Source organism: Streptomyces laurentii (assembly GCF_040635425.1).
Classification (GTDB): domain Bacteria; phylum Actinomycetota; class Actinomycetes; order Streptomycetales; family Streptomycetaceae; genus Streptomyces; species Streptomyces laurentii.
The window spans coordinates 13,940-38,641 of sequence record NZ_JBEYHT010000016.1; the positions used below are offsets into that span (position 1 = coordinate 13,940).

Below are 24,702 nucleotides of genomic sequence, written 5' to 3' on the forward strand. Positions count from 1 at the left end.
CCCGACCCTTCCGAGGTACGTACGTCATGACGCAGCCGCCGCCCCCGCCGAACCAGCCCCCCGGGCCGCCGCCGGGCGGCTTCGGGGCACCGCAGGACCCCCCGCCGGGTGGGTTCGGCGCGCCGCAGGACCCCCAGCCCGGCGCCTACGGCACCCCGCCGCCGCCCGGTCAGCCGGGTCAGCCGGGGTACGGATACCCGCAGCAGCCCGGCCAGCCGGCGGTGCCGCCGCCGTACGGTTACCCGCAGGACGGCTATCCGCAGGGCCAGCAGCCGCCGCAGCCGCCCACCATGCCGCAGCCGCCGCAGCAGTACGGCTACCCGCAGCAGCAGCAGCCGCAGTTCCCCACGCAGCCGATGCGGCCCATGCCGGCGGCGGGCCAGCCGGCGCCCGGCGGGCGCAAGAAGCTGTCGACGCAGATGCGGATCGTCGTCGCGGCGGCCGCCGCGGTCGTCCTGCTCGTCGGCGGCGGCCTGATCTACGCGAACACCGGCGGCGACAAGCCCGCCGACCCGCAGGCCACGTCCGGCGGGGCCGCCGGCGGCGGCACGGGCGGCGAGAAGGGCGGCTCGGGCGGCGTGGACGGGCCCGGCAAGGAGAAGGCCCCGGCCGACCCGAAGTCGACGCTCGCGTTCAAGCTGGACCTGCCGCGGGTCCAGGACGTCACCGACACCTCCGGCTCCTGGCTCACGGACACCACGTACGTGAAGGCGGGCCTGAACTCGGTCGTCGGCTACGACCCGGCCAAGGGCTCGGTCAAGTGGACCCTGCCGCTGACCGGTCAGATCTGCGGCGCCTCGGCCCACATGACGAACGACCACAAGGTGCCGATCCTCTTCGAGGCGTCCAAGCGGGCCGCCCCGCGCTTCTTCCAGCCCTGCACCGAGGTCGGCCTGGTCGACCTCACGACCGGCAGGCTGGTGTGGTCCACCTCGATCACCGGCGGCACCGCCGGCGACAAGAAGGCCACCTTCACCGAGGTCACCGTGCACGACCGGACGGTCGCGGCCGGCGGCCTCGACGGCGGCGCGGGCTTCGACATCGCCAACGGCAACCCGCGCTGGAAGCCGCAGGCCAACGCCGACAGCTGCGAGGACGCGGGCTACGGCGGCGGCGCCGGCCTGGTCGCGGTCCGCAGGTGCGGCACGTACGACGACCCGACCGTCAGCATCCAGACCCTCGACCCGATGTCCGGCGCCCCGCGGTCGGAGTACAAGATGCCCCGCGGTGTCGACTTCGCGTCCGTCGTCTCCAGCAAGCCGCTCGTCGTCGCGGCCGAGGTCGGCGACGTCGAGGGCGACGGCAGCGGCATCTCGGACTTCTTCTCCATCGACGAGAAGACCGGCAAGCTGAAGGCCAAGATCACGGCCGACCCGCAGCGCTACGCGGGCCGCTGCCGCTCCAGCCGGGTCGAGGGCTGCACCCAGCTCGCCGTCGGCAACAACAAGCTGTACGTGCCGACCGAGAAGCACGAGGGCAGCACCGGCGAGTACGGCGACGAGACCAACGAGATCGTCGCCTTCGACCTCGACAACGGCCGGCTGGCCCCGGAGAAGGCCGACGCGGGCGACCGCTACACCCTGATGCCGCTGCGCATGGACGGCGGCAACCTCATCGCGTACAAGCTGCCCCCGTACAACAAGGGCGGCGAGATCGTCTCCATCGACGGCGGCTCGATGAAGTCGACCGTGCTGATGAAGAACCCGGACCAGAAGGAGATCCGGGACGCCGAGACGAGCTTCAACGCCCCCAGTGCCGAGTACCTGTACGGCAACGGGCACTTCTTCGTCGCGGACACCCTGATCAGCAAGAAGCCGATCGGCAAGGAGTACCTGGTCGTCGCCTTCTCGGCGGCCGGCTGACCGTACGCACACCCGTACAGCCACCCCTGGGGGACGGCCGGACGGACTCAGGGCCCCTCCCACCGCGGGAGGGGCCCCTCGTGTTTCCCGGACCTGCGCCGGATCCGGCCCGCGGCCGGCCGATGCCCGCGAACAGGGCGGAGACGGGCGGGGGAGTGTGTACCGTGCCGGGTCCAGGGGCCGGGGGCGGCCTGGCCCGGGGAGGGGAGGACCGATGGGGGTTCGGCTCATGGTGGTCGACGACCACCGTCTGCACGCGGAGGCGCTGGCCTCGGCGCTCAAGCTGCGCGGGCACCGGGTGCTCGCCGCGGCGGCGCCGGTCGCGGGGGCCGCGGACCTGGTGGTGAGCCGCGCGCCGGAGGTCTGTCTGCTCGGCACCTCGCGGCCCGCCGAACCGGGCGTCTTCGATCCGGTCGTACGGATCCGGCGCGAGCGCCCGCAGACCGCCGTCGTCGTGCTCGGCCCGGTGCCGTCGCCGCGCGGCATCGCCGCCGCGTTCGCGGCCGGTGCGGCCGGGTACGTCCGGCACGACGAGCGCATCGAGGGGGTCGAGCGCGCCCTGGTGAAGGCCCGGGCGGGCGAGTCGGCGGTGGCGCCGCAGCTCCTCCAGGCCGCGTTCGCCGAGCTGCTGCACCCGGCGGCGCAGCCCGACGACGAGGGGCAGCGGCTGCTGCGGCTGCTGACCCCGCGCGAGGCGGAGGTGCTGGTCCGGGTGGCGGAGGGCGAGGACACCCGGGGGATCGCGGCGGGCATGGCGATCGCGCCGAGTACGGCGCGCACGCATGTGCAGCGGGTGCTGATGAAGCTGGGCGTCGGGTCCCGCCTGGAGGCGGCGGCGCTGGCGGCGCGGACGGGGCTGCTCGACCGGGTGCCGGCCCCGGCGGGTGTGGGCGGCGGCGCGGGCGTCGGGAGCCTGGGCGGCGTAGGCGGCGTGGGTCTGGGGGGCGCCTCGGCGGCGCGCGGCTGATGCCCCGGTGCGGTCGTACCGGGGTGAGTGTTGCGCGGTGATGTTGGATTGTGGTTTTTTATGAAGGGTTCTGTTCGATGGAGGCCCCGCCGTGAAGAAGCCCGCCGTGAAGAAGACCGTCACCCACCTCGCCGACGGGCGCGAACTCGTCTACTTCGACGCCCACGACGACACCGTCCGCGACGCCGCCGACCCGCGCCCCCTCACGCCCGTCACCTCGGCCTCCGAGATCCGCCACGACCCGCTCCTCGACGAGCACGTCGCCATCGCCTCGCACCGCCAGGGCCGCACCTACCACCCGCCCGCCGACAGCTGCCCGCTCTGCCCCTCCACCGGCGACCGGCACAGCGAGATCCCCGCGGACGCGTACGACGTCGCCGTCTTCGAGAACCGCTTCCCCTCCCTCTCCGGCGACAACGGCCGCTGCGAGGTCGTCTGCTTCACCTCCGACCACACCGCCTCCTTCGCCGACCTCACCGAGGAGCGGGCCGCCCTCGTCGTCGCCGCCTGGACCGACCGCACCGCCGAACTCGCCGCCCGCCCCGGCGTCCGGCAGGTCTACTGCTTCGAGAACCGCGGCACCGAGATCGGCGTCACCCTCGCCCACCCCCACGGCCAGATCTACGCCTTCCCCTTCACCACCCCGCGCACCGCGACCATGCTGCGCGCCGCCGCCGCGCACCGCGCGCGTACCGGCCGCAATCTCTTCGACGACGTCCTCGCGCGCGAGCGGGCCGGTGAACGGGTCGTCCTGGCCGGCGAGCACTGGACCGCGTTCGTGCCGTACGCCGCCCGCTGGCCCTACGAGGTCCACCTCTACCCGCACCACCGGGTCCCCGACCTCACCGCCCTCGGCGACGACGCCCGCGCCGAACTTCCGGGCCTCTACCTCGAATTGCTGCGCCGCTTCGACCGCCTCTTCGGGCCCGACGCCCCGCCCACCCCGTACATCTCCGCCTGGCACCAGGCCCCCGCCGACGCCCGCGACGAGTTCGCCCTGCACCTGGAGCTTTTCACCGTCCGCCGAGCCTCTGGCAAGCTGAAGTACCTCGCGGGCACCGAATCCGGGATGGGCGCCTTCATGAACGACGTCTCACCGGAGTCCGCGGCCGACAGACTCCGAGAGGTGGCAAGCAGTTGAGTAAGTACCTGGTGACGGGTGGAGCCGGCTACGTGGGCAGCACGGTCGCCACGCACCTGCTGGAGGCGGGACACGAGGTCACCGTCCTCGACGACCTCTCCACCGGCTTCCGCGAAGGCGTCCCCGCCGGCGCGACGTTCATCGAGGGCCGCATCCAGGACGCCGCGCGCTGGCTCGACTCCTCGTACGACGGCGTCCTGCACTTCGCCGCGTACTCGCAGGTCGGCGAATCCGTCGTCAAGCCCGAGAAGTACTGGGACAACAACGTCGGCGGCACCATGGCCCTCATCGCCGCCATGCGCGACGCCGGCGTCCGGCAGCTGGTCTTCTCGTCGACCGCCGCCACCTACGGCGAGCCGCAGAGCGTGCCGATCACCGAGTCCGCGCCCACCGCGCCGACCAACCCGTACGGCGCCAGCAAGCTCGCCGTCGACCACATGATCACCGGCGAGTGCGCCGCGCACGGCCTCGCCGCCGTCTCCCTGCGCTACTTCAACGTCGCCGGCGCCTACCACGAGTGCGGCGAGCGGCACGACCCCGAGTCGCACCTCATCCCGCTCGTCCTCCAGGTCGCCCTCGGCAAGCGCGCCGCCATCAACGTCTACGGCGACGACTACCCGACGCCCGACGGCACCTGCGTCCGCGACTACATCCACGTCGCCGACCTCGCCGAGGCGCACCTCGCCGCGCTCGGCGCGATGAAGCCCGGCGAGCACCAGATCTGCAACCTCGGCAACGGCAACGGCTTCTCCGTCCGCGAGGTCATCGAGACCGTCCGCAAGGTCACCGGGCACCCCGTGCCCGAGGTCATGGCCGAGCGCCGCGCCGGCGACCCGGCCGTGCTCGTCGCCTCCGCCGACGCCGCGCGCGAGCGGCTCGGCTGGACGCCGTCCCGCGCCGACCTCGCGGGCATCGTCGAGGACGCGTGGGCGTTCGCGCGGAAGCAGGAAAAGGAACAGGAGTAGGGATACGCATGAGGATCGCGGCAGAGTTCGACGCGCTGTACGGGGCCCGGCCCGAAGGAGTCTGGGCCGCGCCCGGACGCGTCAACCTCATCGGTGAGTACACCGACTTCAACGAGGGCTTCGTGCTCCCGCTGGCTCTGCCGCACACCGCCGTGGCCGCCGTCTCCCGCAGGGACGACGGCGTGCTGCGGCTGCATTCCCGGGACGTCGAGGGCGGTGTGGTGGAGGCCCGGGTCGACGCGCTCGCGCCCGGCTCCGTGAGCGGCTGGGCCGCGTACCCCGCCGGGGTCGTCTGGGCCCTGCGCGACGCCGGACACCCCGTCGGCGGCGCCGACGTCCACCTCGCCTCCACCGTGCCCACCGGCGCCGGACTCTCCTCCTCCGCCGCCCTCGAAGTCGTCACCGCGCTCGCCCTCGACGAGCTGTACGGACTCGGCCTCGGCCGCCCCGAACTCGCCGTGCTCGCCCAGCGCGCCGAGAACGCCTTCGTCGGCGTGCCCTGCGGCGTCATGGACCAGATGGCCTCCGCGTGCGCCACCGAAGGCCACGCGCTGTTCCTCGACACCCGCGACCTGACATATCGACAGGTGCCCTTCGACCTCGCCGCCGACGGACTGCGGCTCCTCGTCGTCGACACCCGCGTGAAGCACGCGCTCGGAGACGGCGCGTACGCGGAGCGGCGCGCCGGTTGCGAAGCGGGCGCGCGGGCGCTCGGGGTGCGGACGCTGCGCGACGTGAGCATCACGCAACTGGACGACGCGCTGCGGAAGTTGGAGGGAGCGGCGGAATCGGTACGGCGCTGCGTCCGGCACGTCGTCACCGACAACGACCGCGTCGCACGCGTCATCGCGCTCCTCGACGGCGGCGACCCGCGCGCCGTCGGAGCGCTGCTCGTCGAAGGACACACGTCCCTGCGGGACGACCTGCGGGTGTCCTGCCCCGAGTTGGACCTGGTGGTCGAGGCGGCGGTCGAGGCCGGGGCGCTGGGGGCGCGGATGACGGGGGGCGGGTTCGGGGGGTCCGCGGTGGTGCTCGTGGAGTCGGAGCGGGCGGACGCGGTGTCGGCGGCGGTGACCGGCGCGTTCGCCGGCGCGGGGTACGGGGTGCCGGGGGTCTTCGCGGCGGTGCCGGCCGCGGGGGCGCGGCGCGTGGGCTGAGGGGCCGCGGCCGCCCGCCGTCTTCGCTGGTGGGGAGTGGGTGGGGGTTGCGGGTGTCGGGGGTGGGGTGTGTGGAGGGTGGGGGACTTCCGGGAATTCGCCTCGGGCGGGTGCGGGCTGCTTGTACGTTGGTCGTGGCATCGGTGGGGGCCGGTGCTGATCAGGGGTATCGAGACCCGCCGGGTACGGCGCCCGGGGCGGGGTAACTGTCAGGGCACGGCGGCGGCCGTGTGAACCGACGGGCCCGCCGCTCCCGGTGCCGTGCCCGCGCCGGGCCGTACCTCGACCATTCTTGGGGGTGTCCGTGGCCCGAATCCGGGTTCTGGTGGTGGACGACCATCGCGTGTTCGCCGAATCGCTGGCCGCCGCCCTCGCGGCGGAGCCCGACGTCGACGTCGCCGCCGCGGGGAGCGGGGCCGCCGCGCGGCGTGCGCTGGACCGGGCCGCGGCCGAGGGGCGGCGGTTCGACGTGCTGCTCGTCGACGCCGATCTGGGCGGGGCCGACGGGGTCGCGCTGGTCGCGGAGCTGCGCGAGGGCCGCCCGTCGCTGCGGGTCGTGGTGCTCGCCGAGAAGGACGACGCCCCGCGCGCCGCGCTCGCCCTGCAGAACGGGGCCTCCGGCTGGGTCGCCAAGGACTGCTCGCTGCAGCGCCTGCTCGCGGTCGTCCGCGGCGTCCTGCGGGACGAGACGCATCTGCCGCCCGCCCTGCTCACCGGCGTCCTGCGCGAGCTGACCGAGGCCCGCCGGCACCGCACGGAGAGCGAGCGGCTCGTCGAGGCGCTCACGCCGCGCGAGCGGGAAGTACTGCGCTGCATGGTGGCGGGACTGGGGCGCAAGGCCGTCGCCGAGCGCCTGTTCCTGTCCCCGCACACCGTACGGACGCACATGCAGAACGTGCTGGGGAAGCTGGGCGTCCACTCCACGCTGGCCGCGGTGGCGCTGGCCCGGCGGGCCGGGGTCGGGCCCGTGGAGGACGTCGCCTCCTGACCCGGCCGGCCGCGGTCAGATCGGGGTGTTGTCGAACGGGGCCGTCAACTGGCGCAGCAGGCTGGCCAGTTCGGTGCGTTCCGCGGGGGCCAGACGGGCCAGGATGGCGCGTTCCTGGGCGAGCAGGCCGGCCAGGGACTGGTCGGCGCGGTCGCGGCCCTCGGGGGTCAGGCGGACCAGCACGCCGCGCCGGTCGCTCGGGTCGGGGAGCCGTTCGACCAGGCCCTTCTTGGTGAGGCGGTCGATCCGGTTGGTCATCGTGCCCGAGGTGACCAGGGTCTGGGTGAGCAGCTGGCCGGGGGAGAGCTGGTAGGGCGCGCCGGCGCGGCGCAGCGACGTGAGGACGTCGAACTCCCAGGGCTCCAGCTGGTGCTCGGAGAAGGCGAGCCGACGGGCGCGGTCGAGGTGGCGGGCCAGCCGGGAGACGCGGCTGAGCACCTCGAGCGGTTCCACGTCGAGGTCGGGGCGCTCGCGGCGCCATGCAGCGACCAGTCGGTCGACCTCGTCCTCCATGACGATCAGTGTAGAGGGTCTGTTGACGTAAAGTCTCTTCAGGCCGAGTATCTTGACGTCAAGATATAGAATGGCGGAGTGCGGGGAAGGGACCGGGCCGGGACTACCCGTTCCGTTTCGGTCATTCGTTCCAGCGAGGGGACTTCGACAATGCGTTCCGTGGACTCCGCCGCACCAACGTGGGACCCACAGCAGTACCTGCGGCATTCGGAACACCGCACCCGGCCGTTCCTCGATCTGCTCGCACGAATACCGCGCCTGCCCAGCCAAGAACGGCCCGCCCGCATCGCCGACATCGGATGCGGTCCGGGCAACGTCACCGCTCTGCTCGCCGACCGCTGGCCGGACGCCCACATCACCGGCTTCGACCTGTCGTCCGAAATGCTGGAGCAGGCCGAGAAGGACTGGTCCGGCACCACCGCCGGCGGCGGCTGGCTCGACTTCCGGCTCGCCGACGCGGCGCACTGGACGCCCGACGAGCCGTACGACCTGATCGTCTCCAACGCCGCCCTGCAATGGGTGCCCAACCATCCCGAGTCCCTGCCCGCCTGGGTCGCCGGCCTCAGGCCCGGCGGCACGCTGGCCTTCCAGGTCCCCGGCAACTTCACCTCGCCCAGCCACGCCCTCCTCGGCGAACTGTGCGAGACCCCCGAATGGCGCGGCCGGGTCGGCGACCAGGGCCGGCGGTTCGTCCACATCCTGGAACCCGCCGAATATCTGCACCGGCTGTCCGGGCTGGGATACGGCGTGGACGTGTGGGAGACCACGTACCACCAGATGCTGACCGGCGAGGACCCCGTCCTCGACTGGGTCAAGGGCACCGCCCTGCGGCCCGTCCTCACCGCCCTCGGCGACGACCAGGCCGCCGTCGACGCCTTCCTCGCCGCGTACCGGGAGCGGCTGCGCGAGGCCTACCCGCCCGGCCCGTACGGCACCGCCTTCCCGTTCCGCAGGATCTTCGCCCTCGTCCGGAAGGCCTTCTAGATGCTCGTCGCCCTCGACCACGTCCAGCTCGCCGCCCCCGCCGGCAGCGAACCGCGGCTGCGCGCCTACTACGAGGGTGTGCTCGGGATGACCGAGATCCCGAAGCCGCCCGTCCTCGCCGCCCGGGGCGGCTGCTGGTTCGCCGCCGCCGACGGCGCCGTCCAGGTGCACGTGGGTGTGGAGGCCGACTTCAGACCGGCCCGCAAGGCCCACCCCGGCCTGCGGGTCAGCGGCATCGACGCGTTCGCCGCGCGGGTCGCCGCGCACGGCGGCGCCGTCGTCTGGGACGACCACCTGCCCGGGCACCGGCGGTTCTACTCCGAGGACCCCGTCGGCAACCGGCTGGAGTTCCTCGAACCCGTGGAGTGAGGGCGGGGTGGGGCGGCGCGGTACCCGCGCGCCCCACCCGTACCGCTCAGCTCTTGCGGTGGCCTATCAGCCGCGGCTTCTGCTCCAGACCGTCGAGGCCGTGCCAGGCCAGGTTCACCAGATGCGCGGCGACCTCCGCCTTCTTCGGCTTGCGCACGTCCAGCCACCACTGGCCGGTCAGCGCCACACTGCCCACCAGCGCCTGCGCGTACAGCGGCGCCAGCTTCGGGTCGAAGCCCCGGGCCTTGAACTCCAGACCCAGGATGTCCTCCACCTGCGTGGCGATGTCGCTGATCAGCGACGCGAACGTGCCCGTCGACTGCGCCACCGGCGAGTCCCGCACCAGGATCCGGAAGCCGTCCGTGTACCGCTCGATGTAGTCGAGGAGCGCGAACGCCGCCTGTTCCAGCAGCTCGCGCGGGTGGCCCGCGGTCAGCGCCCCGGTCACCATGTCGAGCAGCTGGCGCATCTCCCGGTCGACCACGACCGCGTACAGGCCCTCCTTGCCGCCGAAGTGCTCGTACACCACCGGCTTGGACACCCCGGCCTTCGCCGCGATCTCCTCCACCGACGTGCCCTCGAAGCCCTTCGCCGCGAAAAGGGTGCGACCGATGTCGAGGAGCTGTTCCCGGCGCTCCGCGCCCGTCATCCTCACCCGGCGGCCGCGCCGGGGCTTCTGCTCGTTCGTACCGCTGGTACCGCCGTCGATCGCCACATCCTCCATCATGCCGCGTCAGTGGCCGGAGACCGGCGCCGGGCGGCGATCCGCTCCGCGCCCGGCCAGCGCACGTCGTACGCCCAGCCGAGCCGCTCGCACCAGCGGATCAGGCGCGCGCTGGAGTCGACCTGGCCGCGCAGCACCCCGTGCCGGGCCGCCGTCGGGTCCGCGTGGTGCAGGTTGTGCCAGGACTCGCCGCACGACAGGACCGCCAGCCACCACACGTTGCCCGACCGGTCCCGCGACTTGAACGGACGCTTGCCCACGGCGTGACAGATCGAGTTGATCGACCAGGTGACGTGGTGCAGCAGCGCCACCCGGACCAGTGAGCCCCAGAAGAACGCCGTGAACGCGCCCCACCACGACATCGTCACCAGCCCGCCGACCAGCGGCGGCACCAGCAGCGAGACCAGCGTCCACAGCACGAACTGGCGGGAGATGCGGCGGATCACCGGGTCCTTGATCAGATCGGGCGCGTACGTGTGCTGCGACGTCTGCTCCTCGTCGAACATCCAGCCGATGTGCGCCCACCACAGGCCCTTCAGCAGCGCCGGCACCGTCTCGCCGTACCGCCACGGCGAATGCGGGTCGCCCTCCGCGTCCGAGAACCGGTGGTGCTTGCGATGGTCCGCCACCCACCGCACCAGCGGCCCCTCGACCGCCAGCGACCCCATGACCGCCAGCACGATCCGCAGCGGCCGCTTCGCCTTGAACGACCCGTGCGTGAAGTAGCGGTGGAAGCCGATCGTGATGCCGTGGCAGCCGATGTAGTACATCGCCGTCATCAGGCCCAGATCCAGCCAGCTCACCCCCCAGCCCCAGGCCAGCGGCACCGCCGCGACCAGGGCGGCGAAGGGAACCGTGATGAACAGCAGCAGCGTGATCTGCTCGATCGACCGCTTGCTGTCCCCGCCCAGCGTGGCGGACGGCCCGGCCTGGCCGGCGGCGGGCGAGGCGGTCCGCTCGGACGCGGACGTCACCTCGGGGGTTGTGGTCATGACGGTCCCCTGGGGAGATGAGGGTGAGGGGGTGGGTAAGGGTGAAACGCTGAAACGCTGAAACGTCACGAGGCTACGGCTCCGTAACCTACGGCGTCGTAAGTATGGCAGCGCCTCCCCGTCCGGCAAGACCGCCAAACCCGGGGTATGGCCCGTGCGGCGCACCCGGACACCTATCCTGGGTGCGCCGGACAGCGCGGTCCGCAAGCCTGCAGAACCCCTCCAGACGTGCTCAAACACTGCAAGGAGCCACACCTGTGAGCAGTGCCGACCAGACCTCCACCGCCAGCTCCGAGCTGCGCTCCGACATCCGCCGACTGGGCGACCTGCTGGGCGAGACGCTCGTCCGCCAGGAGGGTCACGCCCTCCTGGAACTCGTCGAGAAGGTCCGCCGCCTCACCCGCGAGGACGGCGACGCCGCCGCCGAGCTGCTGCGCGGAGTCGAACTCGAGACCGCCGCCCAGCTGGTGCGCGCGTTCTCCACGTACTTCCATCTCGCCAACGTCACCGAACAGGTGCACCGCGGCCGCGAGCTGCGCGACAAGCGCGCCGCCGAGGGCGGACTGCTCGCCCGGACGGCGGACATGCTCAAGGACGGCGACGCCGACCACGTCCGCGCCACCATCCGCAACCTCAACGTGCGGCCGGTCTTCACCGCCCACCCGACCGAGGCCGCCCGGCGCTCCGTCCTCAACAAGCTGCGCCGCATCGCCGCCCTCCTCGACACCCCCGTCATCGAGGCCGACCGGCGCCGCCACGACCTGCGGCTCGCCGAGAACATCGACCTCATCTGGCAGACCGACGAACTGCGCGTCGTCCGCCCCGAGCCCTCCGACGAGGCCCGCAACGCCATCTACTACCTCGACGAACTGCACGCCGACGCCGTCGGCGACGTCCTTGAGGACCTGGCCGCCGAACTGGAACGCGTCGGCTTCGAGCTGCCCGCCGGCACCCGCCCGCTCACCTTCGGCACCTGGATCGGCGGCGACCGCGACGGCAACCCCAACGTCACCCCCCAGGTCACCTGGGACGTGCTGATCCTCCAGCACGAGCACGGCATCACCGACGCCCTCGAACTCGTCGACTTCCTGCGCGGGCTGCTCTCCAACTCCATCCGGTACGCCGGCGCCACCGAGGAACTCCTCGAATCCCTCCAGGCCGACCTCGAACGACTGCCCGAGATCAGCCCCCGCTACAAGCGCCTCAACGCCGAGGAGCCCTACCGGCTCAAGGTCACCTGCGTCCGCCAGAAGCTCCTCAACACCCGCGACCGCCTCGCCAAGGGCACCCCCCACCAGGAGGGCCGCGACTACCTCGGCACCGACGAGCTGCTCCGCGACCTCACCCTCGTCCAGACCTCCCTGCGCGAGCACCGCGGCGGCCTGTTCGCCGACGGCCGGATGGACCGCACCATCCGCACGCTCGCCGCCTTCGGCCTCCAGCTCGCCACCATGGACGTCCGCGAGCACGCCGACGCCCACCACCACGCCCTCGGCCAGCTGTTCGACCGGCTGGGCGAGGAGTCCTGGCGCTACGCCGACATGCCCCGCGAGTACCGGCAGAAGCTCCTCGCCAAGGAACTGCGCTCCCGCCGCCCGCTCGCCCCCACCCCGGCGCCCCTCGACGCCGCCGGCCAGAAGACCCTCGGCGTCTTCCAGACCGTCGGCCGCGCCCTCGGCGTCTTCGGCCCCGACGTCATCGAGTCGTACATCATCTCCATGTGCCAGGGCGCCGACGACGTCTTCGCCGCCACCGTCCTCGCCCGCGAGGCCGGCCTGATCGACCTGCACGCCGGCTGGGCGAAGATCGGCATCGTCCCCCTCCTGGAGACCACCGACGAGCTCAGGGCCGCCGACGTCATCCTCGACGACATGCTCGCCGACCCCTCGTACCGCCGCCTCGTCTCCCTGCGCGGCGACGTCCAGGAGGTCATGCTCGGCTACTCCGACTCCTCGAAGTTCGGCGGCATCACCACCTCCCAGTGGGAGATCCACCGCGCCCAGCGCCGGCTGCGCGACGTCGCCCACCGCTACGGCGTACGGCTCCGCCTCTTCCACGGCCGCGGCGGCACCGTCGGCCGCGGCGGCGGCCCCTCCCACGACGCCATCCTCGCCCAGCCCTGGGGCACCCTGGAGGGCGAGATCAAGGTGACCGAGCAGGGCGAGGTCATCTCCGACAAGTACCTCATCCCGTCGCTCGCCCGCGAGAACCTCGAACTGACCGTCGCGGCCACCCTGCAGGCCTCCGCCCTGCACACCGCGCCCCGCCAGTCCGACGAGGCCCTCGCCCGCTGGGACGCCGCCATGGACACCGTGTCCGACGCGGCCCACGGTGCGTACCGGCGGCTCGTCGAGGACCCCGACCTGCCCGCGTACTTCTTCGCCTCCACCCCCGTCGACCAGCTCGCCGACCTCCACCTCGGCTCCCGGCCGTCCCGCCGCCCCGACTCCGGCGCCGGCCTCGACGGACTGCGCGCCATCCCCTGGGTGTTCGGCTGGACCCAGTCCCGGCAGATCGTCCCCGGCTGGTACGGCGTCGGGGCGGGCCTCAAGGCCCTGCGCGAGGCCGGCCTCGACGCCGTCCTCGGCGAGATGTACGACCGCTGGCACTTCTTCCGCAACTTCGTCTCCAACGTCGAGATGACGCTGGCCAAGACCGACCTGCGGATCGCCCGCCACTACGTCGACACCCTCGTCCCCGACGACCTGCGGCACGTCTTCGAGACCATCGAGGCCGAACACGCCCTCACCGTCGCCGAGGTGCTCAAGGTGACCGGCGGGCAGCGGCTGCTCGACTCCAACCCCGTCCTGCAGCAGACCTTCGCCATCCGCGACGCCTACCTCGACCCGATCTCGTACCTCCAGGTCGCCCTGCTCGACCGTCAGCGGTCCGCCGCCGAGGCCGGGACCGAGCCCGACCCGCTGCTCGCCCGGGCGCTGCTGCTCACCGTGAACGGTGTGGCGGCGGGCCTGCGCAACACCGGCTGAGTCCCGTCCGGTCCCGTATACGCACGTGCCCCCGTGGAGCGATCCACGGGGGCACATGCGTGACGGGCTCCGTCAGGACGTCACCACGTCAGGCGGTAGGCCATGAAGTGGTGCGTCATCAGGTGGTACGCCATCAGGTGGTACGCCGTCAGTGCTGCTGGGCCTTCTTGCGGCGGCTCACCAGGAAGGCACCGGCGGCCGCGAGGACGACGGCCACACCGGCGATGATGCCGACCGGAGCGCTGGAACCGGTCTCGGCCAGGTCGCCCTCGGTCTTGCCGTTGTCGCCACCGGTCGAGCTCGAACCGTTGTCGCCACCGGCGCTGCCGGCGGGCGACGTGGTGGACGGCGCCGGGGAACCGGGGGTCTCACCGGGGGTGCCCGGCGTCTCGCCCGGGGTGCTCGGGGTCACGCCCGGGGTGCCCGGCGTCTCGCCCGGCGTACCGGGGGTCTCGCCGGGGGTGCCGGGCGTCTCGCCCGGGGTGCCCGGGGTCTCGCCGGGAGTACCCGGCGTCTCGCCCGGGGTGCCGGGGGTCTCGCCCGGCGTGCCCGGCTCGGTACCTTCGCAGTCGACCCAGAAGACCTTCTGCTTGGCCTTGCCGTTCTCGCCGTCGAAGTTCCAGAACAGCTTGTAGTGGCCGTTCGGCAGCGAGATGTCCTGGGTGCGCCCGTGGCCGGAACCGTCCAGCGTGAGCGAACCCGAGGTGCCCTCGAGGTCCTTGGTCGGGGCCCAGCCCTTGATGGTCCAGTCGACCTTCTGGGCGCCGTCGAACTTGAAGCCGTCGAGGTAGAACGTGCAGACGTGCGGCTCGTTCTTCATGAGCTCTTCGCCCGTCTTGGCATCGTGGATCTTCACGGTGCCGTTGTCCCCGGGCTTGCCGTTGCCACCGGGCTTTCCGGTGGCGGAGGCCATCGGAGCGAGCATCAGGGAGGCCGCGGTGACGGTGCTGACCACCGTGGCGGCGGATATGAGGGAACGTCGCATAGGGCTGCTGTCCATCTGAGAGACGAATGGGAGAGGTGCCGTGAGGGGGTGGCGGGGGCAGCCTATCCATCGCTTTAAGTCACGCTTAACCCAAGGGTCGATGACTATTCGGTCGAAAGATCCCAATCCCCGCCGAAACAGCCCAGGTAACGCGTACGGAACGGCCTCTTCCGGCCTCTTCCGGCCACTTCGCCCGTCCCTGACGGCCCTACAGCAGGAAGAACGCCCCCAGCAGCACCGCCGCACCCGCCCCCGCGAACGACCACGCCGTCCGCACCAGCCGCATCCCGCCCCCGATCAGCGGCGCCGCCAGCAGCAACGCACCGCCCAGCGGCAGCCACGCGTGCAGACCACCGCCCCAGCCCGCCCGCACCGCCTCGTCCGTCCCCGGCTTCACCACCACCGGCAGCGTCTCGCCCTTGTCCGCCGCCACCGAATGAACGATCGTCAGCGCCCGGCCGGACGACCCCTTGCCGTCCGGGACATAACGGCCGCTGCACGTCTCGTCATTGCAGCCGGTCACCGTCAGCGTCCCGCGCTCACGCCCCTGGGACAACAGCACATGCTGCGCCGTGCCCCACGACGACCACGCCCCCGCCACCAGCAGAAGCAGAACGACGAGGGCCACCACGGCATTACGAGCGAACGTCATGACCCGCGATCGTACAGCCGTACGGAACGGCTCCTACGAGTTGTACGCCGACTGCGCCCGCTCCAGGCCCTCCGTCACCAGGCACTCCACCGCGTCCGCCCCCCGGTCCACGAAGTAGTCCAGCTCCTTGCGTTCTGTCGACGAGAAGTCCTTCAGCACGAAGTCCGCCACCTGCATCCGCCCCGGCGGACGCCCGATCCCGAACCGCAGCCGGTGATAGTCCGGACCCATCGACTTCGTCATCGACTTCAGACCGTTGTGACCGTTGTCCCCGCCACCGATCTTCAGCCGCAGCACCCCGTAGTCGATGTCCAGCTCGTCGTGGATCGCCACGACCCGCGTCGTCGGCACCTTGTAGAAGTCCCGCAGCGCCGTCACCGGACCGCCCGACAGGTTCATGAACGACATCGGCTTCACCAGCACCACCCGGCGGCTCCCCGGCCCCATCGGACCGATCCGGCCCTCCAGCACCTGCGCCTGCGCCTTCTGCGCCCGCTTGAAGCTGCCGCCGATCCGCCCGGCCAGCAGATCCGCCACCATGAAGCCCACGTTGTGCCGGTTGCCCGCGTACTCCGGGCCCGGATTGCCGAGGCCGACGATCAGCCAGGGGGCGTTCGCGTCGTCCGTCATATGCGTCTCGTCTCCTCGTGTCCTCGTCTACACACCCGCGCACGCACCGGCATATGCCCGAAAGTGCGCGCGGGCAAGAGAAACGGGGTGACGGGCCCGGTGGGCCCCTCACCCCGTCACGTCAGGCAGAGCCTACGGCTCAGGCCTCGGCGGACTCGTCGCCCTCGGCCTCGGCGGCCGGCTCCTCGGCCTGCGCGGCCAGGACCTGCAGGACGACGGCGTCGGCGTCGGTCGCGAGGGAGACACCCTTGGGCAGGGTGATGTCCTTCGCCAGGACGGAGGCGCCGGCGTCCAGGCCCGCGATGGAGACCGTCACGGACTCGGGCAGGTGGGTGGCCTCGGCCTCGACGGAGAGCGTGTTCAGCACGTGCTCCAGCAGGTTGCCACCGACGGCCAGCTCGCCCTCGGCGACGACCGGGACCTCGACGGTGACCTTCTCGCCACGCTTGACCAGGAGAAGGTCGACGTGCTCGAGGGAGCCCTTCAGCGCGTCGCGCTGGGCGGCCTTCGGGATGGCGAGCTCGGAGCCCTGGCCCTCGATGTCCACGGAGAGCAGGACGTTCGGCGTACGCAGCGCCATGGTCAGCTCGTGGGCCGGGAGGGTGATGTGGACCGGCTCGGTCTTGTGGCCGTAGAGGACCGCGGGAACCTGGTCGGCACGGCGGATCTTGCGGGCGGCGCCCTTGCCGAACTCGGTGCGGATGCTGGCGGAGATCTTCACGTCGGACATGTGCACTCCTCGTAGTCAGATGACGGATGAGACTGTCACCCGGCCACGACCTGCACGATGGCCTGCTACGAAGAGCGCGTCGATAACGGACCGCCGGAACCCCGTACGACGCGCGTACGGCTCCGGCCTCCCTCGCCGAGCAACCTCGACAGTCTAGCCGCCCCCTCCGGCCCGCCCAAATGGATCTCCGGAGCGGTGTCAAGCGGGGGCGGGGCGGGGCGGGGCGGGCACGCGAAAGGGCCCGCCTCCGCCGTACGCGTCGCGGGGACGACGTACGAAGGAAGCGGGCCCGCCGCTCGGATCCTCGGCTCAGGGGATCCGGAAGGCTCAGTGCTCCTCGAACAGGCTCGTGACCGAACCGTCCTCGAAGACCTCGCGGACCGCGCGCGCGATCGTCGGCGCGATCGACAGGACCGTGATCTTGTCGAGCTCCAGCGAACCCGGGTCCGGCAGCGTGTCCGTGAACACGAACTCGCTCACCTTGGAGTTCTTCAGACGGTCCGCGGCCGGGCCGGACAGGATGCCGTGCGTGGCCGTCACGATGACGTCCTCCGCACCGTGCGCGAACAGGGCGTCCGCGGCGGCGCAGATCGTGCCGCCGGTGTCGACCATGTCGTCGACGAGGACACAGACGCGGCCCTTGACGTCACCGACGACCTCGTGGACGGTCACCTGGTTCGCGACGTCCTTGTCACGGCGCTTGTGCACGATCGCCAGCGGCGCGTCCAGACGGTCGCACCAGCGGTCCGCGACGCGGACCCGGCCGGCGTCCGGGGACACGATCGTGAGCTTCTTGCGGTCCACCTTGGTGCCGACGTAGTCCGCGAGGACCGGCAGCGCCGACAGGTGGTCCACCGGGCCGTTGAAGAAGCCCTGGATCTGGTCCGTGTGCAGGTCCACGGTCAGGATGCGGTCCGCACCGGCGGTCTTCATCAGGTCGGCGATGAGGCGGGCCGAGATCGGCTCGCGGCCGCGGTGCTTCTTGTCCTGACGGGCGTAGCCGTAGGACGGGATGATCACGGTGATGCTGCGGGCCGAGGCCCGCTTCAGCGCATCGACCATGATGAGCTGCTCCATGATCCACTTGTTGATCGGAGCCGTGTGGCTCTGGATCAGGAAGCAGTCCGCACCGCGCGCGGACTCCTGGAAGCGGACGTAGATCTCACCGTTGGCGAAGTCGAACGCCTTGGTCGGAACGAGACCGACACCCAGCTGGTGCGCGACCTCCTCGGCCAGCTCGGGGTGGGCGCGGCCGGAGAAGAGCATGAGCTTCTTCTCGCCGGTCGTCTTGATCCCGGTCACAGCACTGTCTCCTCGACGGGTTCTCTGGCCGCGATTACCCGCGCCTCGTACGCGTGTGCGAGCCAGCCGAATTTGTGTGCACGTATCACGGTACGCCGTGTCCGGCGCAGTCGTTTCCGGTCAGCTTTCGCCTGCGGACTTCTCCCCAGCCGCCTGAGCGGCCTGAGCGGCGGCGCTCCCCGGCCGCTTGCGGGCCACCCAACCCTCGATATTCCGCTGCTGGCCACGGGCGACGGCCAGCGCGCCCGACGGCACGTCCTTCGTGATCACGGATCCGGCGGCGGTGTAGGCACCGTCCCCGATAGTGACAGGAGCCACAAACATGTTGTCCGACCCCGTCTTGCAGTGGGACCCCACCGTGGTGTGGTGCTTCGCCTCACCGTCGTAGTTCACGAAGACGCTCGCCGCGCCGATGTTCGTGTACTCGCCGATCGTCGCGTCCCCCACGTACGACAGGTGCGGGACCTTCGTCCCCTCGCCGATCGTCGCGTTCTTCATCTCGACGTACGTACCGGCCTTGGCCTTCGCGCCCAGCGACGTCCCCGGACGCAGATACGCGTACGGGCCCACCATGGCGCCCTCGCCCACCGCGGCCGAGTCCGCCACCGTGTTGTCCACCCGCGCCCCGCGGCCCACCGTCGTGTCCGACAGGCGCGTGTTCGGGCCCACGACCGCGTCCTCCGCGACGTGCGTGGCACCGAGCAGCATCGTGTTCGGCAACACCGTCGCGTCCGGCTCGAACGTCACCGTCACGTCGACGAACGTCGACGCCGGGTCCACGACCGTCACGCCCGCCAGCATCGCCTGCTCCAGGAGCCGGCGGTTCAGCAGGACGCGCGCCTCGGACAGCTGCACCCGGTTGTTGATTCCCAGGATCTCCCGGTGGTCGCCGGCGACCGACGCGCCCACCCGGTGACCGTCCGCGCGCAGGATCCCCAGCACGTCGGTGAGGTACTCCTCGCCCTGACTGTTGTCCGTCCGCACCTTGCCCAGCGCGTCCGCGAGCAGCGCCCCGTCGAACGCGAACACCCCGGAGTTGATCTCCCGGATCGCCCGCTGCTCGTCCGTCGCGTCCTTGTGCTCCACGATCTCCGTCACGGCGCCCGTCGCGGCGTCGCGCACGATCCGGCCGTACCCGGTGGAGTCCGGCACCTCGGCCGTCAGCACCGTCACCGCGTTGCCGTCCGCCGCGTGCGTCGCCGCCAGCGCCTTCAGGGTCGCCCCGGACAGCAGCGGCGTGTCACCGCACACCACGACCACGGTGCCCTCGGGCGTACGGCCCAGCTCGTCGAGCGCGGTACGCACCGCGTGCCCGGTGCCCAGCTGCTTCTCCTGTACGGCGGTCCGCGTCCCCGCGTACCCCTCCTCCAGGTGCGCGGCCACCCGTTCCCGGGCGTGCCCCACGACCACGATCAGGTCCGCGGGCTCCAGCTCACGGGCGGCGGACACGACGTGCCCGACGAGCGACCGTCCTGCGATCTCGTGCAGGACCTTGGGGGTCTTCGACTTCATGCGGGTGCCCTCACCCGCTGCGAGGACGACGACGGCTGCCGGGCGATTGGCGCTCACGGATATGCCCTTCGGCTTCGGGTGTCGGACGTCCGCAGGATACCGGGGGGTATCGCCCGGGACATGAGTAAGGGCCCCGACCTGGAAGGGTCGGGGCCCGAACTGCGCAGCTCCCCTGCCAGGACTCGAACCCGGACATAGGACTCCAAAGGTCCCAGTGCTGCCGATTACACCACAGGGGATGGCGTATTGGGTCAATGCGGACATTAATCTTGGTCCGTTGATCCAGCGGCACCCACTATGCCGTACCAGGCGCCTTCGATGCGACGGTACAAGTCGGCCCCCTTCGTCACGCGGATCACCAGGCAGCCCCGGTAGTCCTCGCCCACGTTCTTCCGGACGGTCTTGGGGTTGTGCTTCTTGACGGTGGTCTTCTGGAGCCGGTCGACGTCCGTCCCGACGAGACCGGCCCAGTAGCGCTCGGCACCGGCGATGTCGGCGGTCGCGTGGATCATGACGCGGTAGCGAATACGGGCGGGTGTGATGCCCAGCAGGTGAAGCCAGGCGAGGTAGACGCGGATCATGCCCGGGTCGCTGTTGACGAAGAGGACGTCCTCCCGGCGCGCGTACGGCTTGTCCTTGGAACCCTCGGCCCAGTAAAGCCCGACGCCGATCAGGAAGAGCTCGCGGGGTGACAGGGAACCCACCTCCGCGGCGGCGCGTCCTTTGGCTTGTTTTCGTTCCTCGTCACGCGCGCTGCGCATGCGAGCCCGCCCCTCGTTCATGAGGGCGCGCTGTTCCTCGGGCGTGTAGCGGGGCTCCGGCTTCGGCAGGTCCCGTACCCACAGCGAGATCGAACTCTTCGAGCAGCCCAGTTCCAGCTGGATCTGGTCGTAGGTCCTGCCCTCCCGGCGCAGGGCGCGGGCGCGCTCGCGGAGGTCGTCCTTGGCGTTGGGGCGGCGGGTCCAGTCCGGTGGGGGTTCGCCTTTCACGAGGCGGTTGAGGAGGTCGTTGTTGTGGATCTTCAGGCGGTCGCGGATCTGGCGGAGGCTGAGGCCCTCGCGGCGCAGCGCGACGGCTTGGCGGCGGAGGTCCTCGAAGTCGGCGGGGTGGTCGGGTCCGGGGGTGGTGCGGCTCATGGGCTCAGATTCGTCCGGAATAGGGGAGTCCGGGTCGAATATTCGGGCGATTCGTTAGTTCGAGGGACTGGTGTGTGTGCGGGGTTGACGGGCGGCGCTCCGGGGGCGCCGGCGGGGGGAAAATCGGTGGCACCCGCCCGTAGGGTGGGTGCCATGACCGCAACGGGGGCAGATCAGGACGTGACGGGCGCGCGGGGCGCCCAGCGAAGCTGGTGGTGGTGGGGGAAGCGCCGCAGTGTGGCGCTGGATGTCGGGCTGGCCGTGGTGTCGGCGCTGGAATGCGGGGTGGAGGGGGTCGCGTTCGCGCACCGGGTGTCGCTGCCGGTGCCGCTGGGCGTGCTCGTCGGGCTGGCCGTGGGATCCGTACTGGTGGTGCGGCGGCGGTGGCCGATCACGGTCGTGCTGTTCTCGGTGGCGATGGCGCCGGCCGAGATGGGTTTCCTGATGGGGATCGTCGGTCTGTACACGCTGGCCGCGGCCGACGTGCCGCGGCGGTTCACGGCGGCGCTGGCGGGGATGTCGACGCTGGCGACGTTCGTGGTGATGGTGGCCCGGATGCGGGAGGACGTCGCCCAGGCCGATCTCGACCAGCAGGACTTCGATCCGAGCGGCTGGTACGTGCCGGTGGTGTCGGCGTTCATGACGCTCGGGCTGAACGCGCCGCCGGTGCTGTTCGGCCTCTACATAGGCGCGCGGCGGCGGCTGATGGAGTCGCTGCGGGAGCGGGCGGACAGCCTGGAGCAGGAGCTGTCGCTCCTCGCGGACCGGGCGGAGCAGCAGGCGCAGTGGGCGCGGCAGGAGGAGCGGCGGCGGATCGCCCGGGAGATGCACGACGTGGTGGCGCACCGGGTGTCGCTGATGGTGGTGCACGCGGCGGCGCTGCAGGCGGTGGCGCCGAAGGATCCGCAGAAGGCGGTGCGGAACGCGGCGCTGGTCGGGGACATGGGCCGGCAGGCGCTGACGGAGCTGCGGGAGATGCTGGGCGTGCTGCGGGAGGAGTCCCCGGCGGCGGGTCCGGCGGGTCCGGCCGGTCCGGCGGGCCGGGAGGCGCCGCCGCTGGCGGCGGTGGGCCGGGCGGCCGCGGCCGCGGCGGAGGCCGCGGTGTCGGTGGGGCCGGCGGGTCCGCAGGTGCCGGTGGGTTCGATGGGCCCTGGGGGTCCGGTGGGTCCGGTGACGGGTGCCGACGCGGTGGCCGAGGGGGTCGACGGGCCGCGGCTGGACGCGTTGGAGGCGCTGGTGGAGCAGTCGCGTCAGGCCGGCGCGCTGGTGGAGTTCGTGGTGATGGGCGAGGTGCGCGCGTACGGGCCGGCGGTGGAGCAGACGGCGTACCGGGTGGTCCAGGAGGCGTTGACGAACGTCCACAAGCACGCGGCGGGTGCCGAGGTGGTGGTGCGGCTCGCGCATCGCGGGGAGGAAGTGGCGATGCAGGTGGAGAACGGTCCGTCGGACGCGTCGGTGGTCGCCGCGGATCTGCCGAGCGGGGGCAACGGTCTGGTGGGGATGCGGGAGCGGGTGACCCGGCTGGGCGGGGTGTTCGTGTCGGGGCCGACGGACGCGGGCGGTTTCCGGGTGAGCGCGGTGCTGCCGGTTCCGGTGGGGGCGTGAGTCCCGTCGCGTCCTTGGGGCCGTGTCGTCGAGGCCTCGCTCCTGAGGCCTTGTCGTCGAGGACCCGTTCCTGAAGTCCCGATTCCCTGGGTCCCTGCCCCGACCGCCGCCCTTGACCCCCGGGTGTCCGGGCCCGCGGGTCAGGGGGCGGTGGTCAGGCGCGTGGGCTGGGTGCCGGTGACGAGGGTGGCGAGGGCGGCGTCGATGTCGCGGCCGAGGAACCAGTCGCCGGTGTGGTCGATGCTGTAGACGCGGCCTTCGGTGTCCATGGCGAGGATGGCGCGCTGCTCGCTGTTCTCGCCTTCCTCGCCGAGGGGGGCGAGTTCGGTGTCGAGGGCGCGGCCGAGGTCGCCGAGCGTACGGGCGAGGTGGAGGCCGGCGAGCGGGTCGAAGCGCAGCGGGGCGGGGGCTATCTGCCGGCCGTGCCCGGGGGGCGTGACGAGCAGTCCGCCGAATTCGGCCCAGGCTTCGACGACGGCGGGGAAGACGGCGTGCCGGTGGCCCGCGGGGGAGGTGTGGGCGCGGAGGGTGTCGGCCCACTCTTCGGCGAGCTTGATGTCCCAGCGGCCGGGTTGCCAGCCGGCCTCGCGGAGGGCGGCGTCGACGTTGACCGGGAAGCGGGTGCTGGTGAGGTCGGGCATGCGGGCGCGTTCAGCCGTTCTGCGTGGGGAGGGTGGGGGCGGTGCCGGCCGGGTCGACCGTACGGACGCCGAAGTGGGCGAGCATGGCGGCGCAGGAGCGGCAGGGGGCGGCGTAGCTGCCGTGCAGCGGGTCGCCGTCCTCGCGGATGCGCCGTGCGGTGAGTTTGGCGTGCTTGAGGGCGCGCCGGGCCTCGCTCGGAGTGAGCGGTTTGCGCTGCGCGCGCTTGGAACGGCTGTTCTCGGTGGCAGTCAGGTGCCGGGAGAGCAGGATCGCCTCGGGGCAGCGGCCGGTGAAGCGTTCCCGCTGGCCGCTGGTGAGAGTGTCGAGGAAGTCCTGGACCAGTGGGTGGAGGGCGGGGGCCTGGTCGCCGCGGGCGGCGGTGCAGGTGAGTGTCTCGCCGCGGACGGAGAGGGCCGCGCCGACGGTGGGCAGGATGCCGTCGCGGCGCTGGCGCAGGGTGGGGGCGTGATGCGCGGTGGCGTCGTTGCCCCAGGCGAGACGTGGGTCACCCTGTGTGGGCGCCGGTGCCGGTGTCGTTCGTGCGTTCATGGTGCTGGTCTTCCCCTCCGCAATCCCCCCGAGTTGCGTGAACAGCCTGCCAAATGCGGTGCCCGATGGGAAAGCTGGGGCGGGGAAACGGTGATGGGTGTGTCGTGGCGGGGGTGAGGGGGGTGACGCGGAGGTGACGGATCGTCACTGTGGTGAGCGGGTCGGCTGAGGTCGGGGCCCGGCCGGGGCGGGCCGGGGAGGGGGCTTGTGGCAGCGCTTAGGCTGTGGGCCCGGGTCGGTCGGATGCAGGAAACAGGCCGCCGCTCAGCAGAAGCCACGGAAAGCCACTTTGGGGGCAATCGCCATGACGACAGGTCGGCTCGGCCGGGACACCGTGCCGCCGAACGCGGCGTACGCCGGTCAGGTCGTGCATTTCCCGGACCCGGTCCGGGCCTCCCGCCATCCCCGTGGGGTGCGGGTGGACGAGCACGGCTACCCGGTTTTCTCTCCGTACGCGCGTGCGGCGGCGGAGATCGCCGATCCGCCGGATGGTTTCGGCGTCGATGAACTGCGCTTGACGGATTACGTGTCGGCGAACGCGGCGCTGGCCGCGACGGGGCACGAGCTGTGGGACACGATTCCGGCGGTGGCGACGCCGCACGGCTGGACGTGGCATCACGTGGCGGGTTCGCGGCGGCTGGAGCTGGTCCCGGTCGAGGTGAAGGCGCTGCTGCGGCATCACGGCGGAGTGGCGACGTCGGCCTCGGTGGACCAGTCGAAGCGGGGTACGCGTCCGCTGCAGGAGACGCGGCCGGTGCATTTCGGGCTGCCGAAGCGCGCGGTGTCGGTGCCGGAGCACCAGGTGCAGGGTGTCGAGGAGGATCTGGGGTACCGCCTGCCGGGCGCGTACCGGGCCTTCCTGAAGGCGGCCGGCGGCTGTGCTCCGGTGGGTACGGCGCTGGACGCGGAGCTGGGTCTGCTGGTCGATCAGCCGTTCTTCACGGTGCGCGAGGAGGCCGGTGTCGACGACCTGGTCTACGTCAACAAGTGTCTGCGTGATCATCTGACGAAGGACTACCTCGGGGTGGCCTTCGTCCAGGGCGGTCTGCTGGCGGTGAAGGTGAAGGGCGAGGCGGTCGGTTCGGTGTGGTTCTGCGCGTACGACGACGCGCGGGACGGCGGCGAGCTGGCGGCGGCCTGGACGGTGGCCGAGCGGGTGGAGCGGCTGTTGGTGCCCTGCGGCGCGGATTTCGACGAGTTCCTCCAGCGGCTGGCGGGCAGTCCGCCGGAGCTGGAGACGGTGGCGAATCTGATGGTGGACGGTGGCTTCGCGCGCGCCGTGCCCGTGGTCCCGGTGGGGGAGTGAACTG

Annotated in this window: 23 protein-coding genes and 1 tRNA gene; 11 read left to right on the plus strand and 13 right to left on the minus strand. The window is 71.9% G+C overall.

The features are described from left to right. The first annotated feature begins 26 nt into the window (after positions 1-26). The 6 genes from ABZ693_RS12925 (at position 27) to ABZ693_RS12950 (ending at position 7,080) form a co-directional block, all read left to right on the plus strand. The gene (locus ABZ693_RS12925; RefSeq protein WP_359875915.1) at positions 27-1,862 is read left to right on the plus strand and encodes an outer membrane protein assembly factor BamB family protein; all 1,836 of its coding nucleotides are present in this window, start codon (positions 27-29) and stop codon (positions 1,860-1,862) included. A 214-nt stretch (positions 1,863-2,076) separates the two neighbouring features. Further along, a complete protein-coding gene (locus ABZ693_RS12930; protein WP_359875916.1) occupies positions 2,077-2,829 on the plus strand; it encodes a response regulator transcription factor in 753 nt (250 codons plus the stop codon). A 106-nt stretch (positions 2,830-2,935) separates the two neighbouring features. Next, entirely contained in the window at positions 2,936-3,970 is a 1,035-nt protein-coding gene (gene galT, locus ABZ693_RS12935) for a galactose-1-phosphate uridylyltransferase (protein WP_359876015.1), read from the plus strand. Beyond that, the gene (gene galE, locus ABZ693_RS12940; RefSeq protein ID WP_359875917.1) at positions 3,967-4,935 is read left to right on the plus strand and encodes a UDP-glucose 4-epimerase GalE; all 969 of its coding nucleotides are present in this window, start codon (positions 3,967-3,969) and stop codon (positions 4,933-4,935) included. Before galT ends, galE begins: the two co-directional genes overlap by 4 nt. 8 nt (positions 4,936-4,943) lie before the next feature. After that, a complete protein-coding gene (gene galK / locus ABZ693_RS12945) occupies positions 4,944-6,092 on the plus strand; it encodes a galactokinase (protein ID WP_359875918.1) in 1,149 nt (382 codons plus the stop codon). Between the two features lie 304 nt (positions 6,093-6,396). Then, the gene (locus ABZ693_RS12950; RefSeq protein ID WP_359876016.1) at positions 6,397-7,080 is read left to right on the plus strand and encodes a response regulator transcription factor; all 684 of its coding nucleotides are present in this window, start codon (positions 6,397-6,399) and stop codon (positions 7,078-7,080) included. 15 nt (positions 7,081-7,095) lie between these two features. Here ABZ693_RS12950 and ABZ693_RS12955 read toward each other — a convergent pair whose 3' ends face one another. Beyond that, positions 7,096-7,593: a MarR family winged helix-turn-helix transcriptional regulator gene (locus ABZ693_RS12955; protein WP_359875919.1), complete on the minus strand. Its 498-nt coding sequence runs from the start codon at positions 7,591-7,593 to the stop codon at positions 7,096-7,098. Between the two features lie 150 nt (positions 7,594-7,743). Here ABZ693_RS12955 and ABZ693_RS12960 point away from each other — a divergent pair, with 150 nt between their 5' ends. Together ABZ693_RS12960 and ABZ693_RS12965 are read left to right on the plus strand one after the other, a co-directional pair. Then, positions 7,744-8,577: a trans-aconitate 2-methyltransferase gene (locus tag ABZ693_RS12960; RefSeq protein ID WP_359875920.1), complete on the plus strand. Its 834-nt coding sequence runs from the start codon at positions 7,744-7,746 to the stop codon at positions 8,575-8,577. After that, positions 8,578-8,946, plus strand: a complete 369-nt coding sequence (locus ABZ693_RS12965; protein WP_359875921.1) for a VOC family protein — start codon at positions 8,578-8,580, stop codon at positions 8,944-8,946. 46 nt (positions 8,947-8,992) lie between these two features. Here ABZ693_RS12965 and ABZ693_RS12970 read toward each other — a convergent pair whose 3' ends face one another. Both ABZ693_RS12970 and ABZ693_RS12975 read right to left on the minus strand, forming a co-directional pair. Beyond that, positions 8,993-9,673 (minus strand): TetR/AcrR family transcriptional regulator, encoded by a 681-nt coding sequence (locus ABZ693_RS12970; protein WP_359875922.1) that lies wholly within the window; start codon positions 9,671-9,673, stop codon positions 8,993-8,995. Then, positions 9,670-10,662: an acyl-CoA desaturase gene (locus ABZ693_RS12975; RefSeq protein ID WP_359875923.1), complete on the minus strand. Its 993-nt coding sequence runs from the start codon at positions 10,660-10,662 to the stop codon at positions 9,670-9,672. Before ABZ693_RS12975 ends, ABZ693_RS12970 begins: the two co-directional genes overlap by 4 nt. 257 nt (positions 10,663-10,919) lie before the next feature. On the opposite strand from ABZ693_RS12975, the gene ppc reads away from it, so the two are divergent. Continuing rightward, positions 10,920-13,649, plus strand: a complete 2,730-nt coding sequence (gene ppc / locus ABZ693_RS12980) for a phosphoenolpyruvate carboxylase (protein ID WP_359875924.1) — start codon at positions 10,920-10,922, stop codon at positions 13,647-13,649. A 148-nt stretch (positions 13,650-13,797) separates the two neighbouring features. Here the strand turns inward: ppc and ABZ693_RS12985 are convergent, their stop codons facing one another. From ABZ693_RS12985 to ABZ693_RS13020, 8 genes are all read right to left on the minus strand, one after another. Next, a complete protein-coding gene (locus ABZ693_RS12985) occupies positions 13,798-14,634 on the minus strand; it encodes an LPXTG cell wall anchor domain-containing protein (protein WP_359875925.1) in 837 nt (278 codons plus the stop codon). Positions 14,635-14,842: 208 nt separating this feature from the next. Then, positions 14,843-15,286: a hypothetical protein gene (locus ABZ693_RS12990; protein WP_359875926.1), complete on the minus strand. Its 444-nt coding sequence runs from the start codon at positions 15,284-15,286 to the stop codon at positions 14,843-14,845. 33 nt (positions 15,287-15,319) lie between these two features. Next, positions 15,320-15,916: an aminoacyl-tRNA hydrolase gene (gene pth, locus ABZ693_RS12995; protein WP_359875927.1), complete on the minus strand. Its 597-nt coding sequence runs from the start codon at positions 15,914-15,916 to the stop codon at positions 15,320-15,322. Positions 15,917-16,055: 139 nt separating this feature from the next. Next, the gene (locus tag ABZ693_RS13000; protein ID WP_359875928.1) at positions 16,056-16,646 is read right to left on the minus strand and encodes a 50S ribosomal protein L25/general stress protein Ctc; all 591 of its coding nucleotides are present in this window, start codon (positions 16,644-16,646) and stop codon (positions 16,056-16,058) included. 327 nt (positions 16,647-16,973) lie between these two features. Next, positions 16,974-17,948 carry a ribose-phosphate diphosphokinase gene (locus ABZ693_RS13005; protein WP_359875929.1) on the minus strand — a complete coding sequence of 325 codons (975 nt, stop codon included), beginning with the start codon at positions 17,946-17,948 and terminating at the stop codon, positions 16,974-16,976. A gap of 120 nt (positions 17,949-18,068) precedes the next feature. After that, positions 18,069-19,517, minus strand: a complete 1,449-nt coding sequence (glmU, locus tag ABZ693_RS13010) for a bifunctional UDP-N-acetylglucosamine diphosphorylase/glucosamine-1-phosphate N-acetyltransferase GlmU (RefSeq protein WP_359875930.1) — start codon at positions 19,515-19,517, stop codon at positions 18,069-18,071. Between the two features lie 110 nt (positions 19,518-19,627). Next, positions 19,628-19,699 (minus strand) — tRNA-Gln (locus ABZ693_RS13015). Positions 19,700-19,723: 24 nt separating this feature from the next. Beyond that, positions 19,724-20,596, minus strand: coding sequence for a hypothetical protein (locus tag ABZ693_RS13020; protein WP_359875931.1), 873 nt, complete (start codon positions 20,594-20,596; stop codon positions 19,724-19,726). A 153-nt stretch (positions 20,597-20,749) separates the two neighbouring features. Here ABZ693_RS13020 and ABZ693_RS13025 point away from each other — a divergent pair, with 153 nt between their 5' ends. Continuing rightward, positions 20,750-22,201 carry a sensor histidine kinase gene (locus ABZ693_RS13025; RefSeq protein ID WP_359875932.1) on the plus strand — a complete coding sequence of 484 codons (1,452 nt, stop codon included), beginning with the start codon at positions 20,750-20,752 and terminating at the stop codon, positions 22,199-22,201. Between the two features lie 140 nt (positions 22,202-22,341). On the opposite strand, the gene ABZ693_RS13030 is transcribed toward ABZ693_RS13025, so the two are convergent. Both ABZ693_RS13030 and ABZ693_RS13035 read right to left on the minus strand, forming a co-directional pair. After that, positions 22,342-22,842: an SUKH-3 domain-containing protein gene (locus ABZ693_RS13030; protein WP_359875933.1), complete on the minus strand. Its 501-nt coding sequence runs from the start codon at positions 22,840-22,842 to the stop codon at positions 22,342-22,344. A gap of 10 nt (positions 22,843-22,852) precedes the next feature. Continuing rightward, entirely contained in the window at positions 22,853-23,392 is a 540-nt protein-coding gene (locus ABZ693_RS13035; protein ID WP_359875934.1) for a YwqJ-related putative deaminase, read from the minus strand. A 304-nt stretch (positions 23,393-23,696) separates the two neighbouring features. On the opposite strand from ABZ693_RS13035, the gene ABZ693_RS13040 reads away from it, so the two are divergent. After that, positions 23,697-24,698, plus strand: coding sequence for an HNH endonuclease (locus tag ABZ693_RS13040; protein ID WP_359876017.1), 1,002 nt, complete (start codon positions 23,697-23,699; stop codon positions 24,696-24,698). Positions 24,699-24,702: the final 4 nt, after the last annotated feature.

Coding starts and splice junctions, on each gene's coding strand:
- ABZ693_RS13030 (WP_359875933.1), bottom strand. CDS start 22,842: ATGCCCGACCTCACCAGCACCCGCTTCCCGGTCAACGTCGACGCCGCC.
- ABZ693_RS12970 (WP_359875922.1), bottom strand. CDS start 9,673: ATGATGGAGGATGTGGCGATCGACGGCGGTACCAGCGGTACGAACGAG.
- ABZ693_RS13025 (WP_359875932.1), top strand. CDS start 20,750: ATGACCGCAACGGGGGCAGATCAGGACGTGACGGGCGCGCGGGGCGCC.
- ABZ693_RS13020 (WP_359875931.1), bottom strand. CDS start 20,596: ATGAGCCGCACCACCCCCGGACCCGACCACCCCGCCGACTTCGAGGAC.
- ABZ693_RS12955 (WP_359875919.1), bottom strand. CDS start 7,593: ATGGAGGACGAGGTCGACCGACTGGTCGCTGCATGGCGCCGCGAGCGC.
- ABZ693_RS13000 (WP_359875928.1), bottom strand. CDS start 16,646: ATGTCCGACGTGAAGATCTCCGCCAGCATCCGCACCGAGTTCGGCAAG.
- ABZ693_RS12960 (WP_359875920.1), top strand. CDS start 7,744: ATGCGTTCCGTGGACTCCGCCGCACCAACGTGGGACCCACAGCAGTAC.
- ABZ693_RS12965 (WP_359875921.1), top strand. CDS start 8,578: ATGCTCGTCGCCCTCGACCACGTCCAGCTCGCCGCCCCCGCCGGCAGC.
- ABZ693_RS12985 (WP_359875925.1), bottom strand. CDS start 14,634: ATGCGACGTTCCCTCATATCCGCCGCCACGGTGGTCAGCACCGTCACC.
- ABZ693_RS13040 (WP_359876017.1), top strand. CDS start 23,697: ATGACGACAGGTCGGCTCGGCCGGGACACCGTGCCGCCGAACGCGGCG.
- pth (WP_359875927.1), bottom strand. CDS start 15,916: ATGACGGACGACGCGAACGCCCCCTGGCTGATCGTCGGCCTCGGCAAT.
- galK (WP_359875918.1), top strand. CDS start 4,944: ATGAGGATCGCGGCAGAGTTCGACGCGCTGTACGGGGCCCGGCCCGAA.
- ABZ693_RS12975 (WP_359875923.1), bottom strand. CDS start 10,662: ATGACCACAACCCCCGAGGTGACGTCCGCGTCCGAGCGGACCGCCTCG.
- ABZ693_RS13035 (WP_359875934.1), bottom strand. CDS start 23,392: ATGAACGCACGAACGACACCGGCACCGGCGCCCACACAGGGTGACCCA.
- ABZ693_RS12990 (WP_359875926.1), bottom strand. CDS start 15,286: ATGACGTTCGCTCGTAATGCCGTGGTGGCCCTCGTCGTTCTGCTTCTG.
- ABZ693_RS12925 (WP_359875915.1), top strand. CDS start 27: ATGACGCAGCCGCCGCCCCCGCCGAACCAGCCCCCCGGGCCGCCGCCG.
- ABZ693_RS12930 (WP_359875916.1), top strand. CDS start 2,077: ATGGGGGTTCGGCTCATGGTGGTCGACGACCACCGTCTGCACGCGGAG.